12 protein-coding genes are annotated in these 18,430 nt (G+C 60.5%); 10 read left to right on the forward strand and 2 right to left on the reverse strand.

The features are described from left to right. Positions 1-79 precede the first annotated feature (79 nt). The 5 genes from HUU46_06905 (at position 80) to HUU46_06925 (ending at position 7,406) form a co-directional block, all read left to right on the forward strand. On the forward strand, positions 80-775 hold the full coding sequence (locus HUU46_06905) for a hypothetical protein (GenBank protein NUM53354.1): 696 nt from the start codon (positions 80-82) through the stop codon (positions 773-775). A gap of 28 nt (positions 776-803) precedes the next feature. Further along, positions 804-1,631 (forward strand): SDR family NAD(P)-dependent oxidoreductase, encoded by an 828-nt coding sequence (locus HUU46_06910; protein ID NUM53355.1) that lies wholly within the window; start codon positions 804-806, stop codon positions 1,629-1,631. Between the two features lie 146 nt (positions 1,632-1,777). Beyond that, positions 1,778-3,028, forward strand: coding sequence for a hypothetical protein (locus HUU46_06915; protein NUM53356.1), 1,251 nt, complete (start codon positions 1,778-1,780; stop codon positions 3,026-3,028). Between the two features lie 286 nt (positions 3,029-3,314). Then, positions 3,315-6,167 carry a hypothetical protein gene (locus HUU46_06920; GenBank protein NUM53357.1) on the forward strand — a complete coding sequence of 951 codons (2,853 nt, stop codon included), beginning with the start codon at positions 3,315-3,317 and terminating at the stop codon, positions 6,165-6,167. 69 nt (positions 6,168-6,236) lie between these two features. After that, positions 6,237-7,406 carry a tetratricopeptide repeat protein gene (locus HUU46_06925; protein NUM53358.1) on the forward strand — a complete coding sequence of 390 codons (1,170 nt, stop codon included), beginning with the start codon at positions 6,237-6,239 and terminating at the stop codon, positions 7,404-7,406. A 27-nt stretch (positions 7,407-7,433) separates the two neighbouring features. On the opposite strand, the gene HUU46_06930 is transcribed toward HUU46_06925, so the two are convergent. Beyond that, the gene (locus HUU46_06930; protein ID NUM53359.1) at positions 7,434-8,714 is read right to left on the reverse strand and encodes an NADH:flavin oxidoreductase/NADH oxidase family protein; all 1,281 of its coding nucleotides are present in this window, start codon (positions 8,712-8,714) and stop codon (positions 7,434-7,436) included. Between the two features lie 162 nt (positions 8,715-8,876). On the opposite strand from HUU46_06930, the gene HUU46_06935 reads away from it, so the two are divergent. The 5 genes from HUU46_06935 to trpC all read left to right on the forward strand — a co-directional run bounded on the left by HUU46_06935 (position 8,877) and on the right by trpC (position 16,369). Then, positions 8,877-11,897: a glycine--tRNA ligase subunit beta gene (locus tag HUU46_06935; protein NUM53360.1), complete on the forward strand. Its 3,021-nt coding sequence runs from the start codon at positions 8,877-8,879 to the stop codon at positions 11,895-11,897. Between the two features lie 106 nt (positions 11,898-12,003). Continuing rightward, a complete protein-coding gene (rsgA, locus tag HUU46_06940) occupies positions 12,004-13,062 on the forward strand; it encodes a ribosome small subunit-dependent GTPase A (GenBank protein ID NUM53361.1) in 1,059 nt (352 codons plus the stop codon). A 95-nt stretch (positions 13,063-13,157) separates the two neighbouring features. Next, a complete protein-coding gene (gene mgtE / locus HUU46_06945) occupies positions 13,158-14,534 on the forward strand; it encodes a magnesium transporter (protein NUM53362.1) in 1,377 nt (458 codons plus the stop codon). A 7-nt stretch (positions 14,535-14,541) separates the two neighbouring features. Next, positions 14,542-15,561 (forward strand): anthranilate phosphoribosyltransferase, encoded by a 1,020-nt coding sequence (trpD, locus tag HUU46_06950; protein ID NUM53363.1) that lies wholly within the window; start codon positions 14,542-14,544, stop codon positions 15,559-15,561. 25 nt (positions 15,562-15,586) lie between these two features. Then, the gene (gene trpC, locus HUU46_06955; protein ID NUM53364.1) at positions 15,587-16,369 is read left to right on the forward strand and encodes an indole-3-glycerol phosphate synthase TrpC; all 783 of its coding nucleotides are present in this window, start codon (positions 15,587-15,589) and stop codon (positions 16,367-16,369) included. A 243-nt stretch (positions 16,370-16,612) separates the two neighbouring features. On the opposite strand, the gene HUU46_06960 is transcribed toward trpC, so the two are convergent. Continuing rightward, a complete protein-coding gene (locus HUU46_06960) occupies positions 16,613-17,917 on the reverse strand; it encodes a PQQ-binding-like beta-propeller repeat protein (protein NUM53365.1) in 1,305 nt (434 codons plus the stop codon). Between the last annotated feature and the right edge of the window lie 513 nt (positions 17,918-18,430).

The raw sequence follows: 18,430 nt of genomic DNA on the forward strand, positions 1-18,430 counted from the left end.
GCCGTTCCGGTCGATACCAACCGATTACCGTGATACACTTACGCCGATCAAAGTGGACGAAATGCCGGATGCTATCACGATGAAACGTATCTGGACTCAATTTGTCTTGGCGTTGCCGATCCTGGCGGCGAGCGGCGCCGAGTCTCCTCCATTGCCCGATGCCGACGCATTCGCGCAATGCGTGCTGACGGTCTCGGCTTCCTATCCAACGGACGGAACAAACGCCTATTATTGGCCGAAGCAGGGCGAGTGGAAGGGCGTGACGCGTGACGTGTTCTATAACGGCGAACTCGTCGCGAAGGGCGACGAACAAGGCCGGTGCCATTGCAGCGGCATTACCTGGGAAGTGTTCATGCGCGCCATTGAGGAATACAACCGCACGCACAACCCGAAGGCGCTCCACACGTGGACCGTTGAAGACATCAAGCAGTTCCAATTCCTCTGGTTCGGCAGCGACGGGAACAAACGCTGCATCCACAATGCGGTCCTGACGTACGGGATCGGCACGGAAATTAAGGAACCCGCCGATGCGCGCCCGGGCGATTTCGTGCAGTTCTGGCGCGGCAACGGTTCCGGACACTCCTGCATCTTTCAGGAATGGGTGCGTGATGACGCGGGGAATATCACACACCTGAAATACTGGTCCGCGCAAAAGAAGACGAACGGCATTTCGTTCAATATGGAAACGGTCGGCGACCCGAAGGGTATCATCTTGGACCAGGTTTACATCGTCCGCATTGGAAAACCGTCGTCCGCCGAATCGTCGAAGAACTAATCGGAATGCGAAAGAAGGAGGCACGCGCATGGCGGCGCGATTCTCCGGAAAAGCGGTCTTCATCACCGGCGCATCCTCGGGCATTGGGGCCGCCCTCGCGAAGCGGTTTGCCGCGGAGGGCGCACGAGTGGCGCTTGCCGCGCGCAGAACGGGCCTGCTCCGCAAGGTACAACGTGAAATTGCAGCAGAGGGCGGAGATGCGATTGCGGTCACCTGCGACGTGACCAGCCCCGTATCGATCAAACGCGCGGTGGCCCGTGTTGTGAAAACGTACCGCCGCCTCGATGTCGTCGTGGCGAACGCAGGCATGCCCGTGAATGGTCGATTTACGACGCTGGACACCGCGGATTTTCGGCGCCAGTTCGACACCAACTTCTTCGGAGTGGTCGACACCATTTACGCGACGCTCCCACATCTGCGCAAAACGCGGGGCCGGCTTGCGATTGTGACGAGTATCGCCGGCCGCCTGCCCCTTCCGGGAGGTAGCGCATACTGCGCGAGCAAGTTCGCCGCGTGTGGACTTGCCGAGTGCCTCTATCATGAGTTCTCGGAGTTTGGCGTGTCGGTAACAAACGTACTCCCCGGGTTCGTCAACACCGAAATCGGTTACGTGAAGCGAAACGGCTCGATCGACCGCGCCAAGCCCAACACGATTCCGGAATGGCTTGCAGCGGGAGCCGACCAGGCGGCGGCGGAAATGCTCGACGCGATTCATGCGCGCAAGGCGGAAGTGGTCCTCACCGCGCACGGCAAGTTAATCGAAGCGGTCGGTCGCTACTTTCCGCGATTGACCCGCCTTGGCCAGCGTCTTGCCGCGAAGGAAGTAATGCACATCCTCGAGCGCGGCGCGCGATGAGACCGCCTGGCGATTGGATAAACGCGTCGCCGGGGAATCTACTCGATGCATCTTGGCCTACTGGTCTCCTCAACACTCAATATGCAAGGTCGGTGAAACTCCTCGTTCTTTGCGTCGTAATCGTCCATTGCGCCACGAGTTGTCCCGTGCGCGTGTCTCCCATACAGCGCGCGCTGTTGTATCTCGACGCCGCACAAACGAAACGCGACAGCATGACGCCGGGCGAAATCGATTACCGCGGGAATTGGCCGCAGATATTTCACTTCAGAAACGTTCCCGGATACCGCATTAAGGACGTAAGCCCGTTTGTCGTCGTGTTCGCGCACCACGCGTTGGCGGGTATTTCCCCGGCAACCCAGGACGCACTCGGACTCGGCGCCGACGACATCAAGTTGGCGCACAAGATGCGCGTCCGCGCCGTCGATTGCTTGAACCGATTCAAAGCGGACGATGCGGCGTTCGACGCGGAAACGTTTGGGTTTTGGCCGTACGAAATGGACTCCGGTTCGAGCACACCGCTGCTCGAAGACCTGCTGTTCGATCTCCTGGAAGGGCCGGTCCTCGGCGGGACCCGCGCTCCGGTCAATTTGTCCTACTTCCCGACCGAAATGGCCGTCCCCACCGATGCGGACGTTACCGCGACGGTATACGCGGCCCTGTTGGACCACCGCACGCTTGATGGCGGAGAGGCTGTGACAGCAAATCTCGACGACTTGTTCGGCGGGAACCGGCATATCGATGCCGTGCCGCTTCGGTTCGATCCGGCCTGGTTGCCGGACGATTCCGGCGCATTTCTGACCTGGTTCATGGAGAACGCTTCGGCTACGCCGCAATACGGCAACGATATCGATTTGGTTGTGAACGCGAACGTTCTGTTCGCGCTGGCGCGGTTCGGTCTGGTCAAAACACCCGGCTTTTCCGAATCGGTGGCCGTGATCGACGACGCAGTGCGTAACGGATTGCATCGCGTGCAATGGGACAACATCAGTCTCTACTATCCCGACAGCTACGTCTTTCATTACTGTGTATCGCGCGCGTACGCGGAAGGACCGATACCGGAACTGGACGCCGCCGTACAGCAGCTGGCGTCGGAAATAATCGACGAAGCCCGGACCTGCGCGGATGGAACTTCGTATTGGGACAAGGGCAGCCCTGAGTTGAACACAGCGTTCGCCGTGCTCTCGTTGATTCATTCTGGCGTAGATACGCCATTGATCGACGAAGGCATCGCTTTCCTGGAGCGCAGGCAAAACTCGATTACCGGCGCATGGGGAGCAGCGCCTTTCTTCATCGCGCGCGCGGACAGCGGAATAGTCATCGAGTGGGAGTCCGCGCCGTTGACCACGGCCATCGCGCTCGAGGCATTGTGTAAAGCAAAACTGCGCGCGCGACGATAGCCCGGATTTCTCATCGCTCCACATCGTCGCAGTGGAGGCAAAATCCTTCGGGGCGGCAAAAAAATCCGGGATAGCACCGAGGCAGAATCGCCGCATTCATTCGTGCTATAAATTCACTTCGGGGGAATTCGACAACCACACCCTTTAGATTGGCGACGACATGCATCACAATTCGATCCCTGTCCGTTTAGTGCTCTTCGCCACTGCCGCGCTCCTCTTGGCCGCGCGCGCGGAGGAGACTCAGCCGAGCGGCGCCGTTCCCGAAAACTTATACACGGCGCAAGCAGTGAGCTTTCCCGGGCCGTGGGCGTTTCAACTTGGCAAATCCGGAATCATCTACGTCGAGGATCAACAACTGGATGACTTGACCGACCCGGACAAGCAGGTCGACCTCGGCATCACCGGCACGCCGAACGTAACCACCTTGCGTACCATCTGCGAAAACGCAAAAGCGGCAGGACATCGCACGCTGATCCTCGCGTTCGATCACTTCTTCAGTCAATACAAGAAGGACCGACCTGAAGGGGTGCGCCAATACGTGCCTGACGAGGACGCCTGCATCGCGCGAATCGCGAAAATCAGCGCGTTCGCCAAAGAGTACGGCCTCAGACTCGAAATCAGCCTGCTCAGTCCGCTCGAAATCGGGCGCGGGTATCGCGCCGCCACCGGTGAATCGGGTTTATGGCTCCATTACCGCAAAGGCATTCGCGACGCAACAACCGGCGAATACAGCGTGCAACTTTGGCGCCACACGAAGTGGTCAAACAACAAAGGCACAATCAGCGTCGAAGATGCCGGGGTCCGCGTATTCGCGTTCAGCGAGCGCTCCATCGGCGGCACGCCATACCTCGTGGTCGATCAAGACGCCATCGTCGAAATCACGGACACCGCAAAGGTCGAGGTGTGGCCCGGCGCGGTCGTTCAGCAGGGCGACTTCAGCGCGGTTCGCGTGCGCATCCACGGCGAGGGCAGGGCGGACATCGGGCGCCTGGACCGCATTCTCGTCGTGCAGCAGTACCGCACACCCGAAATGGACTACTTCAGTCCACAATCGTTTCCATTCCTCAAGCAACTCATCGACAAGTACCTCGATGCCGGTGTCAAGTTGAACGCGCTGTATTCGGATGAAATGCACATCCAACAGGACTGGCACTACTTTTCCCACCACGACAACGGCGAATTCGCGATGCGCTACGTCACGCCAAACTTGTCGCGCGTGTACTCAGAAAGATTCGGCCCAGAGTTCGGCGATTTCGCCAAGTACATGGTCTACTTCACGCGCGGCCAGGAGGACACGTCGAGCACGCTGAGCGCGAAAGAAGGGCGCATGCATGTGTTCGGCGATTCCCCCGAAGCCGTGCGCCGAACGGCGCTGTTTCGTGCGCGGTATTATCGCCTCCTTCAGGACACCGTCGTGGACCTGTTCGCCGACGCCAAACGGTACACCGAACAACGTATCGGTTATCGCCTCGAAGCGCGCGCGCACGCTACATGGGCGCAAAGCCCGACCATCGACAAATGGAACACGGGCCGCCAAAACCAATTCCGTAGTTACTACGAATACACGTCGAACTTCGTCTGGTCGAATACCGTACAGCAGGCGTCGTCCGCGTGCTACGACTACTTCAAGTGGGGCGATTTTCTCACCGGCAACGGGAACGACCACGCGGAAGGCGGCTGGCTTGACCGAAATTACTACGGCCTGATGCTTGCCTGCTCGACAGGCGTTATCAACGACGTTCCGTACTCCTACGGCGCGCATTGGGGCATGCCGCGCGAACTGGGCCTGCGCAGGCACGCGTTGGTCGATGTTTTCGGCGCGTCGGCGTCGCCGCCGTTCATGCTTGTAGAAGATGCGCAGCACCGGGATGTAGACGTGTTGATGCTGTACCCGGCCAATCTCGTCGCAGTCGACGAACGTTTCGGCAGTTGGATGACACAATACGCGTACGCAAATCTTATTACCCCGGACAAACTTCTCGAACTCGGCCAACTCGACGGCAAAGACATTGTGGTGCGTGGGCGGCGCTACTCGACTCTTGTCACGCTCTTCGAACCATTTCCTTCCAATGATCTGCTCGCCTTAATGAATCGCTTCGTCGAGAGTGGGGGAAGACTCGTATGGTCGGGTCCGCCACCCGTGCTGACCGCGGAAGGCGGCGACGCCTTGGAGATCTGGAGGCAGTTGACTGGTGTCGAGTACGCGCCGGGTGTTGATGAAGGAATCATCGCGCCCGGCAAGGTCGTCGCATTCGAGGGCCCACTCGCGAATGCTGCGCCACAGACAATCCTCACGGACTTTCTTGTCGATCGTATCTATCCGGTTACCCCGCGCGAGGGCGTAACAAGCGCGGCGCGCGTCGGCTCGGACATCGTCGGTACGCACCGCGCCACCGCCGCCGGTGGCTCCGTCACGTTTCTGGGGTTTCGTCCGCGAGACGATCAATCCGCGAGTCTCGGTTACGAATCGCGCACGTGGTTCTCTGTGCTCGAGGCGCTCGGAGCCTATCCGGCCTCCGGCAAGTTCGCTGATATCAACGACAACACGGAACACGTTTCCCGCTCGACACCGTATCTCGCGTGCCGCTTTCCCAACGGAACGACCGCCGTCGCGCCCCATTTCAAAGATACGCTGGAAGACTGGCCGGGCGGATTCGCGCGCAACGAGGAGCAAGACCGCGCGTATCTTGAACGCGTGCCGCCGCCCTCCGACGCGATCGAGCTTGCCGAATTTCGCGTGAACGGCCGTACCGTCACATACACGGGTACGGGCGCCGTTGCGTTCCGAACGAACGACGCCGGTCACTTGATCGCGTTCGCTGGGAGCAATGCCGCCGCGATCGCCGTCGATGGGGTGACAACTACGTTCGCGTCGCAGCCGATAGCGTCGATCTGTTGGGCGCCGGTACCCGCGGAGCGGCGTGTGCCCAACGGGGCGGTGCTTGTCGTTCAGGTGGTTGGCGCCGCGGACATTCGGATTCCCGCGCCGGAGTTAACGGGACCCGCCAAACTCTACGCACAAGGCACAACTCCGGGAAGTTTGGGCACGCTTGTCCCCTGCGCAATCGAAAACGGCGTACTATGTTTTACTGCAACGCCGGAGGTTTCGCACCGATGGCTTTACGCTGTGCCGAATTAGTGCGCGCTACGGATCGGAACCGTCGTCGAAAACCCCGTGTTCAACCAGGGGAACGGGAATAATTGCGCCATGTCCAAGGGACTCATTGCTGTCATTGCTGCGCTTGCGTTACTCCTCATCGTGCAGACTTGGCGGGTGCACGCAATCAAACAGCAGTTGAGTCAAACCCAAGCCAGCGTCCACAAGTTGGAGCAACGGGCGCAAGACGAGCGCACCGAAACATTATCATCTGGACCGGTCAGTGCATTCGATCCGGTCGGTGACGTCAACCTGGATCGCACCGACAAGAACGTAGCCACGACCCAAGCCGATTCGGCCACCGCGGAAGCTCGCGGGGCCGATGGCGCCGTCGCATCCGAGACGCAGCGGGGCGCCGGCACAACCGCGCTCGCCCAGACTCAATCCCACGACAAGCGCGCTGCGCCGACGAATCAGCTTCCGGCCAAACTGCGAAAGAGCATCTCGCAGGCGGCAAGCGCATTCAGCGACGGTGACTACGAAACCGCGTTGAAACTGTTGGAGAACGCCGTCAAAGAATTTCCCCAGGAAGCGCAGGCCTACGCGACGCTGGCGAAAATGTACAACGACCTTGGCATGATCGACGAGGCGATCAAAGCGTATCAAGATTGGACCGCCGCACGCCCCGACGACGCAAAAGCGTTTCTCGGTGCGGCGGGATTGTACGAATCACTGGGAATGAACGACGAAGCCCTCGAAAACCTGGCGCAGTACGAGCGCCTCAAAGAAGGATCGCCAGACAGCTTTGCCGCTGCCGCGTCGATGTATCGCCGGCTGGGTATGCCGGAGCAGGAATTGAACGCGCTGGCGAACTGGGTCGATACCGCACCGGCCTCGCCGCAAGCGCATCTTGCGTTGGGCGAGTACTACCGGCGTAACGCAGACCCGGCGAGTGCCCTTACGCAGTATCAACTGGCCTCCACGCTCGCCCCCGGAAACGTCACCGCGCACTCGAGCATGGCGACCGCGTACCAACTACTCGGCCAATACGACAACGCCGCCGCTGCACTGACCACCGCGATTGCGCTTCACCCCGGCGACATGGCGTTGCAGATGCGCCTCGCGGACGTGTATCGGCGTGGGGGAGACCTAAACGCCGCAATCGCGACCTACCAGGGCGTGATCCACCTCGAGCCGAATACACCGTTGGCGCTGCGCGCTTCCCAACAGATCACGCGCCTCCAACAGCAGCTTACCGCGCGTGCCCCGAAGGCAGGCTAGCACCCGCCGCGCTTGCTTACGGTGGACTTACTCGGCCGCCGAGACAGTCTGCGGATACGACCGCCCGGCGGCAAAGGGGTTCGCGAGAGCCTGGTCGATCATTCCCTTCGCCAGCACCAGCCATTTGCTCGCACCAAGATTTGGGTTCAACCCACGCCCCATGCGCTTCATCTGATGATTGTGCCAATAGCTCTGTAGCATGTCGTCGAACAACTTGACGCGCGATCGCGGTACTACGTCCGTTGCCGCCGACGTCTGCCCGCTCAGGACGCGCGCGCAGAACTCAGGGTCGGTGCACAACGGCCTCGCTAATCCGACAACGTCTATCGCCCCGCTCGATAGGGCATTGTTCATTGCGGCCACCGAGCGAAACCCGCCCGTCAGCATCAGCGGCGTCTTCGTGATGCCGCGTACTTTCTCCGCATAGTCGAGGAAGTACGCTTCGCGCCGCCGCGTACTTTCGCGTTGACTCACCATCGCCGCGTTCTCGTAATTTCCGCCGCTGATTTCCAACAGGTCGATTCGCTCCGTTTCGAGCGCGCGGACCACGTTCATCGATTCGTCCTCGGAGAACCCTCCCCGTTGAAAGTCCGACGAGTTCAGTTTCACGCCAATGGGAAATTGCGCGCCAACGGCCGCGCGCGTCGCGCGCAACACTTCGATCAGATACCGCATGCGTTTCTCGGGCGATCCGCCCCAGTCGTCGGTGCGTTGGTTCACCAGCGGCGAAAGAAACTCGCTAATGAGATAGCCGTGCGCCGCGTGTATTTGGACGCCTTTGAATCCAGCCTTCTTCGCGACTGCCGCCGTTTGCGCGTACGCGTCGATAAGCCGGGAAATCTCGTCAGATCGCAGCGCGCGTGGTGCGGCGAATAGCGGCTTGAACGACGCGCGTAGAAGAGGAACGGCCGAAGGTGCGACCGGCTGCTTCGTAACCTTTCGCGGAGACTGACGTCCCGCGTGGCTGATCTGCATCCACAGGTGCGCGCCGCGGGATTGCGCCGTATCCGCCCAACGCGCAAGCAGGGCGATATCCCGCTCGTCCTCGACGACAACATTTCCCGGGTGCTCCATGCACACCCGGTCCACCATCACGTTCCCAGTCAGCAAGATTCCCGCGCCGCTCGACGCCCAGCGCTCGTACAGGCGAATGATCGCGTCGTTCGGCGCGTTGGTTGCCGGATCCGCCATCTGCTCCGTCATCGCCGCCTTGGCGAACCGGTTCGGCACTGATACCCCGCACGGCAATGCGAGCGAAGCGGAAAGCGCGGTCGTACCCTGTAGCGACGAAATCTCGGCGGCATCCACGGGTGTTCTCCCCCAAGTTTTGATACGACCGTTCACGATAGCTAAAATTACCCGTTTGCGCCAGTTGCGATGAACGCAGCGCTAGTCGATAAGCTGGGTATTCGGGCGCGCCGCGTCTCCCTGGCGCTTCGACAGGGCCAGGTTTAGAGGATTGTTCGATTGATGTACGTACAGGAAGTTTTGCAGACCCTGAACCGCTTTTGGAGCGAACGCGGGTGTTTGTTGTGGCAGCCGTATCACACCGAAGTGGGCGCCGGCACCTCGAACCCCGCGACCTTTCTGCGCGTCTTGGGGCCGGAGCCGTGGTGGGTCGCGTATACCGAGCCGAGTACCCGCCCAACGGACGGGCGCTACGGCGAGAACCCGAACCGACTGCAACACTACTACCAGTATCAGGTAATCCTGAAACCGTCGCCGCCTGACGTACAGGAACTTTTCCTTCAGTCCCTGGAGGCGCTCGGCCTAGACCTCACCAAGCACGACTTCCGGTTCGTCGAGGACAACTGGCAAAGCCCTTCGCTTGGCGCGTGGGGCCTCGGGTGGGAGGCCTGGCTCGACGGAATGGAAGTCCTCCAGTTCACCTATTTCCAGGAATGCGGCGGCGTCAAACTCGACGTGCGTGCGTGCGAATTGACGTACGGCATCGAACGCATTTGTATGTACCTGCAAGGCGTCGAAAACGTCTACGACCTCAAGTGGGCGCCGAACGGGACCACCTACGGCGACATCTTCCATCGTCAAGAAGTCGAGTGGTGCCACTACAATTTCGAGCACGCTGACACCGCGAAGTTGCTGCAGGTTTTCGATATATGGGAGAGCGAAGCCCAGCGCCTCCTCGAGCTTGAATTGATTCTCCCCGCGTACGACCACTGCCTGCGCATGTCGCATCTCTTCAACGTGCTCGATGCGCGCGGCGCCTTTTCCGTGTCCGAGCGCGGACGCTTCCTACTCCGGTGCCGTGCCGTCGCCGAACGCTGCGCCAAAGGCTTCCTCGCACAACGCGAATCGATGGGTTTTCCGCTGCTGCGCCACCCCAGCCCCGTAACCTACGAGCAAACAGAACCCGCCGCGTACGATCCCGCGGTATTTAAGCCGAAAGACGATCTCCTCATCGAGATTGGCGTCGAGGAACTGCCGCACAAAGACATTCGCGCGATCGAGCAGCAAGTACCCGCGCTTATCCGCAAAGAGCTTGCTGCACTCGCTCTACCCCACGGCCACGTCAAGGTGTGGGTCAGCCCGCGCCGCATCGGTATCCTCGTGGGTGACGTGCCCTCGCGCCAGCAGGACGTCACGAAGGAAATGCGCGGGCCAAAGCGCCAGGCCGCGCAGAACGACAAAGGCGAATGGAGCATGGCCGCGAAGAAATTCGCGGAAGCCAATGGCGTCTCGGTCGACGACATCTATTTCCGCGAAGAAGGCAAGGCCGAGTACAGCTACGTTCAGGCGCACCAGAAAGGCCGTCACATCGCGAAACTGCTTTCGGGCGTCATCGAGAACGTGCTCCACGGCATCCACCTCACCAAGATGATGGGATGGGAAGACACCACTACCGTGTTTTCGCGCCCCATCCGCTGGCTCGTCGCCCTTCACGGCGAGACCGTGGTGCCGGCATCGTTGTCGCTGCGCGACGTACCCGGCAGTCCGCGGACCATCCAATCCGGCCGCGTGTCGTATGGCCATCGTCGCCTCGCGCCCGGACCGATTACGATTGCCGGCGCGCGCGATTACCGCGATGCGCTGCGCGGCCGCCAGGTCATCGTCGATCAGGTCGAGCGCCGCAACACGCTCACCGAGCGCGTTCGCAAGCTTGCGAAGGAATTGGACCTCGTTCCGGAGGAGGACGACGAACTCTACGACGAAATTGCCAACCTTTCCGCGTGGCCGGAGCCGATTGCCGGGGCCATTCCGGAAGACGCCTTGACACTGCCCGAGGACATCATCATTACCCCGATGAAGGTGCACCAGCGGTACATTCCGCTGCGCGCACACGACGGAAAACTCAGCCGCCACTTCGTGTGCGTCGCCAATGGAGAGTACGGCCCGGACGGCGTTGCGATTATTCGCCAGGGAAACGAACGTGTGTTAAACGCGCGCCTGCGCGACGCGCGCTACTTCTGGGACACCGACACGCAATCGCCCTTGCGCGCGTTCGCCGACAAACTGAATTCGATCCTGTTCCACCAAAAGCTCGGAACTGTGGCCGACAAGATCGCGCGCCTCCGCGATCTGTACTTCACCCTGAAGGGTTCGCTGCCGCCGGTCGACGACCGTAAGATGGGCGAACTGCTAACGCTCATGAAGGCCGACCTCACGACGCAGATGGTCTTCGAGTTCGATTCGCTCGAAGGCGTCGTGGGCATGTTGTATGCCCGGAACGAGGGCATCAACGACGAGATCGCGCGCGCAATCTACGAGCACCGCCTGCCGCGGCGCGCAGGTGACGAATTGCCGAAGGGCCCCCTCGGGACCGTCGCGGGAATTCTCGACCGTTTTGACACGCTCGCGGGCTATTTCGGGATCGGCGTGCGCGTGAAAGGCACCAGCGACCCGTTTGGACTGCGCCGTACCGCGCTCGCGCTCCTGACGATCTGTGAATCCGCCGGCCTCGACATCGATCTCGAAGCGTTCGCGCGCGCGGCCATCGCGAACTACGGCGCACTGATTCAACATCCCGAGAATGTACTCGCGGACATCTTGTCGTTCTTCAACGATCGTCTCGACGTCATGCTGCGCGAGCAGGGGTTTGCGTACGACCACGTCGCCGCTGCACTCGCCGTTCACGGCAGGCGCCCCCAACTCCTGCTACAGTGCCTGAATGCCATGAAGCAACTCGATAACGGAAAGGTCCAGGACCTCGCCGAGCAGGCCAAGCGCATGCAACGGATCGTCAAAGAGCCCGCCAATAGCGTGGACGCTTCACTCCTTCAGGACAACGAAAAGGCCTTTCTGCGCATCGCGGAAGACTCCTCAGCCACGTTGCGGGAATGCGTTGCACGGCAGGCATTTGACGAAGCGATGGGCGAGGTCCTCGGGTGGCTGCCGACGATTGCTTCATATTTCGAAGCGGTGCTGGTAAATGACAACGACACAAAAATCCGTCAGAATCGACACGCACTCGTAAAGTCCGTGCTCGACTCCATGCAGCTCGTCGCGGACTTCACCCGGATCGAGAAGAAGTAATGCGCGGCTCCGGGCGAATCCCCGCGAGCGCAGCGCCAGAATCTCCGGCTTATGTCAACACGTCTGTGGTGGGCCGCCGCAATTCGCAGTTCACCACGCCCTAGCCATGTCCAAGCCGTTCAAAAGAAATAAGCCCGTTCGCAAGCGAAACTGGGACGCGAACGACTGGGACACCGCATCGCGCCAAGGCCGATCGAAGCGGCCGGACAGCGCGCCAGAATCCGTTCGTCCCGCGGACGATTATTTTTCCGATGGCCGGACGAACGGTGTCGTGGTGTCGCCCTATGGTGTTTTGGCGTTCGCCCTGTGCGACGGGTCGGAATGTCTGTGCCGCGTTGATGAATCCCTGGTGGACGGCAAGTCGTCAGTCCTCGCATCTGGCGACCGGGTATTCATCGAGGTCGATGATCGCGGCCCTGTGGTCCGTGCGGTTCGGCCGCGCGCGAACAAGCTGAGCCGGCCCGCGATCGGATCCGACCGCGAACAGGTGTTTGCGGCGAATATCAATCACGCCGTGATCGTGGCCTCCGTTGCCCGCCCGGCATTTAATCCCGGCCTGATCGACAGGTACCTCGTGGCGGCGCAGGCGGGAGGGGTCGAGCCAATCGTCTGTGTGAACAAGGTAGATTTGGCCGGACCGCTGCCGGACGGCGTCGGCATGTACCGCGAACTCGCCCTGAAGGTCGTGCTGACAAGCTGTGAAACCGGCGAAGGAATCGACGAGCTTCGATCCATCCTCCAGGCGGGCACGAGCGTTCTCGTCGGTCACAGCGGCGTAGGGAAATCCTCTCTGATTAACGCGCTCGACCCGAATGTCACCGTGCACACACAGGAAATCAGCGACAGCACGAACAAGGGCCGTCACACGACAAGCGCATCCCGATTATACGAACTAACCGGCGGCATACGGATCATCGACACGCCCGGGATAAAACAATTGGGCCTTTGGGGCGTTTCGCCCGCCGAACTCAATTACTACTTCGACGAAATCGCCGAAACGTCGGGACTCTGCAAGTTCCGCGACTGCACGCACACCCACGAACCCCGCTGCGCCGTACGTGACGCGGTCGAATCCGGCCGCATCGCCCGCGCCCGGTACGAATCATATCTCCGCATTCGCGCTTCGCTCGAAGAAGGTGAGAGGTCAAACCCCCAATCCCCGTAGGGCCGAACCGGAAACCCGCCCCGCGACTTTCCAATTCCGCTCATGCATCTGATATGCTCTGGCACTAATTCTCAATTCGTGCATGAGGTTCTTCTATGCCTGAAACAAGCACAAAAGACGCTTGGCAGGAAATCGTTCGCATCGTCGAGGCCAATAACCGCGAAGCGCTGGCCGACTACCTGGCGTCACTGCCTCAGGCGGAACTCCCACGCACCTTGTTCAAGCTCGATGAATCGATGCGCGGCAAAGTGTTCGCGCTCCTCGATCCCGAAGACGCGGCCGACCTGATCGAGGAACTGCACGAGTCCCAAGGCGCCGATCTGATCGAGGAGCTGGCGCCTGCTCAGGCCGCCGCCATTCTGGACGAAATCGACAGCGACCAGCGCGTCGACATCCTCGCCGAGATGAACAAGCAGGATGTCGAAGCAATCCTCAAGGAAATGTCTCCGGAGGAAGCGCAAGATGCGCGGGCGCTTCTTGCCTACGGCAAAGATACCGCCGGCGGTCTGATGATCACCGAGTATCTCGCCTATCACGCGAAAATGACTATCGACGATGTGCTTACGGACCTGCGTGAGAACGCGGAAAAGTACTCGGACTACGCCGTCCAATACGTTTACGTAATATCGGATACCGGCCTTCTCGAAGGATGCGTGCGCCTGCGTGACCTCGTACTGTCGCCCGGACACACACCGCTCGAAGAAATACAGATACGAAATCCGTTTCACGTAAAAGCGACCGACTCCCTCGACGAACTCGAACGCTTCTTTAATCGATATGTGTTTTTCGGCGTTCCCGTGGTCGACAACTTCGGCCGTTTGGTGGGCGTTGTTCAGCGCGCGGACGTCCAGAAAGCACACGGCGACGCGACCCTGAAGGCGTTTCAACGCTTCGCGGGTATCATCGGCGGTGACGAGCTGCGGACAATGCCGCTCAAGTCACGCTCGTCGCGGCGCTTGGCGTTCCTCTCCGTGAACATCTTCCTCAACATCATTTCCGCCAGCGTCGTTGCGCTTTACGAAGACACGCTGCAAAAGGTCATCGCGCTCGCCGTTTTCCTGCCGATCCTCTCCGACATGAGCGGCTGCTCCGGCAATCAGGCGGTTGCCGTCAGCATCCGCGAATTGTCCCTCGGCCTTGTGCAGCCTCGCGATTTCATCCGCGTTTGGTGGAAGGAGAGCCAGGTCGGCATTATCAACGGAATAATGCTCGGAATCCTGCTGTGCATCGTTGCCATTGTTTGGAAAGGCGATTACGTGCTCGCCGCCGTTGTCGGTATGGCCCTTGCCGTGAACACGCTGCTCTCCGTTTGCCTTGGTGGACTCATTCCTCTGGCGATTCGGCGCCTCGGAATCGATCCCGCGCTCGCCGCATCGCCCATACTCACGACTTTTACCGACATGCTCGGGTTCTTTTTGGCCCTCTCATTAGCCGCGATTGGCCTCAAGGCCGGTTACCTGACGCCGAGCTAGCACGGCCATGATCACCGAAGCGTTACAGCTACTCTGCGATCGGACGGACCTCACGCGCGATCAGGCGGCGTCCTCCATGCATGCGCTAATGGCCGGCGAAGCGACCCATGCGCAGACGGCCGCTTTTCTCGTCGCACTGCGTATGAAGGGGGAAACCGTCGAGGAAATCGCCGGGCTGGCGCAGACCATGCGCGATATGGCGACGAAAGTGAACACGTCGCGCAAGCCCTTGGTTGACACCTGCGGCACGGGCGGAGACCGTTCCGGCACCTTTAACATCTCGACAACGGCGGCATTTGTAGTCGCAGGTGCGGGCGTTGCCGTCGCCAAGCACGGCAACCGCAGCGCTTCAAGCCTGTGCGGCAGTGCCGACGTCCTCGAGGCGCTCGGCGTCAACGTCAACGCGACCCCGGAACAGGTGGGCCGCTGCATCGATGAAATCGGCGTCGGCTTCCTCTTTGCCCGCACGCTGCACTCCGCGATGAAAAATGTCGCGCCCGTGCGGCAGGAATTGAAAATCCGCACCGTATTCAATTTCCTCGGCCCGCTGACCAACCCCGCGGGCGCCGACGGCCAGGTCATCGGCGTGCCCGACCCCGCGCTGGCGGACAAATTGGCGGACGTGCTAACGCTCTTCGGCACGCGCCGTGCGTTCGTCGTCTGCGGTTCGGACGGCCTCGACGAAATCACGCTGACGGGCGCAACGCACGTAGCCGAGACGCACCACGGCAGTGTATCGCGCTACAAGGTCTCTCCAGACACCGCCGGCCTGAAACCCGCGGCGCGGGAGACGTTACTGGGCGGCGACGCGAACGCAAACGCGCGCATCCTGCGCGACGTGCTGCGTGGAAACCCCGGTCCGCACCGGGACATCGTGTTGTTCAACGCCGCCGCGGGTATTCTCGCCGCCGAAGACGGGGCGGCGAACTGGCGCGCGGCCGTCGAAAAAGCCGCGCAAAGCATCGATTCCGGCGCGGCACTTGCGAAGTTGGACGCGTTAGTAGATTATTCTCATCGAGCCATTTAGGCAGCGGTGGGACCACAGGCCAGTCATGATCCTCGACGAGATTTGCGCGAACAAGCGCACGGAAGTTGAAGCCGCCAAGCAGCAGGTGCCCTTCCACGACCTCGAAGAACGCATCGAACAGCGCCGCAAGGCGCGCGACTTCCGCGGCGCGCTGCGGCTCTCCGGAATCAGCCTTATCGCCGAAGTTAAACGCGCCTCGCCCACGCTCGGCACCTTCCTCGAAAACGTCGACCCCGCCGAATTGGCTGGCGTCTACAAACAGGCCGGCGCCCGCGCCATTTCTGTCCTCACGGACGAGAAATACTTCAAAGGCACCCTCGCCGACCTGACCGCCGTGCACGCGGCAGTGCCGATCCCCTGCCTGCGCAAAGAATTCATCGTGGACGAATACCAAATCTTCGAGGCGCGTGCCGCCGAAGCGGATGCAATTCTTCTCATTGTCAAATGCCTCTCCGACACGCAATTGCGGGATTATTTGAAGACTGCGGAATCGCTCGGCATGGCCGCCCTCGTTGAGACCCACACCGCGGAAGAAATCGAGCGCGCAATAGACGCCGGTGCCCACATCATCGGCATCAACAACCGCGACCTCACAACCTTCACGGTCGACATCAACATTACGCTAAACCTCAAGAAACACGTACCCGGCGGCTACGTCCTCGTCAGCGAAAGCGGCATCCACACCCGCGAACACGTCCGCCGCCTCGAAGACGGCGGCGTCGACGCCATCCTCGTCGGCGAAGCCCTCGTCAAAAGCGGGGACATCGGCGGCAAAATCCGCGAACTATTGGGCCTTGACGAGATTTAGAATCTCTTTTGCTTTGTTGAAATCCCAGACCCAGAAGTGGTCAACCGCCGCGCGCTCTCCAATTCCTTTTTGGTCCTTTCGATCCTATCGGTCCCATTGGCCCTATCGGTCCCATTGGCCCTATCGGTCCCTTTGGTCCTATCGGTAAATGGGGTAAATGGGGGTAAATGGGTGGTAAATGGGGTAAATGGGGACAGCCACCTGTTATTTTTTGGGGAAACGGTGGCGAACGGGTCGGACCAGCTAGTTCTCTGCAATGCAGTAGAGGTTTTTCCGGCCCTTCAGGTACAGTTCGTTGCCGGCGAAAATGGGAGACGCATCGAAGCCGTCATCGAGGACATTGACGGCCAGAAGTTCGAATGTGTCCGACTTCTTGACGACCGCCACTTTTCCGTCGCGATCGGCGATATATATCTTGTTTCCCGCGCCCGCGGGCGAAGCATAAATCTGCCCCAACTCAGCGATCGCTTGCGCGGTGAAGAGGGGATTGCCAGATTTTGCGTCATAGCAGGACAACACCGCGTTGCGGTCGGCGGTGACGTAAAGACGGTCGTCATAGAGCAATGGTGAGGCCACATACGGTGTTCCCTGCGTGACTTCCCAGGCGATGGCGGGCGTGCCGGTCAAATCGCCGGTATGCGCCAAATCAATGGACTTCAAGGAGTACCCGCGAAATCCACTGGTGCAGTAGACGCGCCCAAATCCGGAGACGGGGGTTGGGATGGTATTGGTGGTGAGACCCGCGCACTCCCAGACAATGTCGCCCGTCTTCGCGTCATAACTGCGAATCCGGTTGGTGGCGGACGTGACGATTTGCAGCGCGCCGTTCACCGCGACAGTCAGCGGCGAACTCCACGCGGTGGCTTCGTCACGCACCTTTTCCCAAAGCGGCGCTCCCGTGTCTTTGTTGAACGCCAGAATTCTCGAGCCGGCTTCGTGGTCCATCAGCACCACAATGGCGTCACCGGCCAAGGCGGGAGAACTTCCTTCGCCGAAGCTGTTTTTCATCTGCATCTTTCCCAAGTCCCGGCCCCACTTCTGGTTGCCCTCCAGGTCGTAGCAGTACAATCCCCGAGACCCGAAGTTGACCCACACCAACGTGCCGTCCGTCACCGGTGAGTTCGAGGCATAGCTGCCTGTGGGATGCCTCCCCTCGTGGGGAACTTCTTCACGGGCGGTCCGCTCCCAGAGCAGTTTGCCCGTCTGTCGGTCAAAGCACACGACGTTGAATTTGTAAGGAAAAGTCGGCGGCGGGGTGCGCATGCCGCCGCCACGAGACCTGCCCTCTCGGGATCTACCGTCACGCGGGCCGCCGGGTTGCGGCGTGGCGGCTTGAGGCCCGGCCGGATTGGGCCCTCCAGGTTGCACCGCGCCTTGCTGCGGCCCAGCGGGCGGCGCCGTTTCTTCCTTGGTGGGCACGGCAGTCTGAATGAAAATCTTGTCGTCCCAGATGATCGGTGTCGAGTTACCGTGGCCGGGCAGCGCAGTCTTCCATTTTATGTTCTGGCTCTCACTCCAGGTGGAAGGAGGGTTGGCCTTGGCGGCCACCCCGTTGCTGTTTGGCCCCCGCCAAGCTGGCCAATTGTCCTCGGGGGTTGCGCCATGACTGGCCAGCGCAGGAACTACAGCACACACTAAGCACCAGATCCGTCGTAAACGCATGGCTCCGTCTCTTTCCCATTGACCAAGACCTGAGGCTTCGAGGCAGCATTTCGCCTGTGATCGTGTGCGCGACCGTCACGCGCACGATAGCCGCTACTATATGTCCGCTAACGGTCGCTTTCAATACCATTTTTGGCGTGATTTCTGCCATCACGGCTTATGGATAACTAATAAATGGTGACAGGAGTGGAAGCGTCCTTGCCGGAGGTGTCCGCTGCGGCCGTGGAGCCGGTTGATCTACTGCGTAAAGATGAAATGGGTGCGTCCGATGGCCAGGGTGAGCGATTCATCGCGTGCCGTGGCATGGGACAAGGGTATTGGAGTCACCGGGGGAAGTTAACAAATAGGCGGTTGCCCTGCATTTTGCTCTCTATTTTGCCGTCCCATAAATTCGCCCCT

It is taken from the genome of Candidatus Hydrogenedentota bacterium (assembly GCA_013359265.1).
GTDB lineage: Bacteria > Hydrogenedentota > Hydrogenedentia > Hydrogenedentales > SLHB01 > JABWCD01.

What these genes read in the sequence shown, in the direction of transcription:
- trpD (NUM53363.1), top strand. Translation starts at nt 14,542, where the DNA reads ATGATCACCGAAGCGTTACAGCTACTCTGCGATCGGACGGACCTCACG.
- HUU46_06905 (NUM53354.1), top strand. Translation starts at nt 80, where the DNA reads ATGAAACGTATCTGGACTCAATTTGTCTTGGCGTTGCCGATCCTGGCG.
- rsgA (NUM53361.1), top strand. Translation starts at nt 12,004, where the DNA reads ATGTCCAAGCCGTTCAAAAGAAATAAGCCCGTTCGCAAGCGAAACTGG.
- HUU46_06925 (NUM53358.1), top strand. Translation starts at nt 6,237, where the DNA reads ATGTCCAAGGGACTCATTGCTGTCATTGCTGCGCTTGCGTTACTCCTC.
- HUU46_06935 (NUM53360.1), top strand. Translation starts at nt 8,877, where the DNA reads ATGTACGTACAGGAAGTTTTGCAGACCCTGAACCGCTTTTGGAGCGAA.
- mgtE (NUM53362.1), top strand. Translation starts at nt 13,158, where the DNA reads ATGCCTGAAACAAGCACAAAAGACGCTTGGCAGGAAATCGTTCGCATC.
- HUU46_06910 (NUM53355.1), top strand. Translation starts at nt 804, where the DNA reads ATGGCGGCGCGATTCTCCGGAAAAGCGGTCTTCATCACCGGCGCATCC.
- trpC (NUM53364.1), top strand. Translation starts at nt 15,587, where the DNA reads ATGATCCTCGACGAGATTTGCGCGAACAAGCGCACGGAAGTTGAAGCC.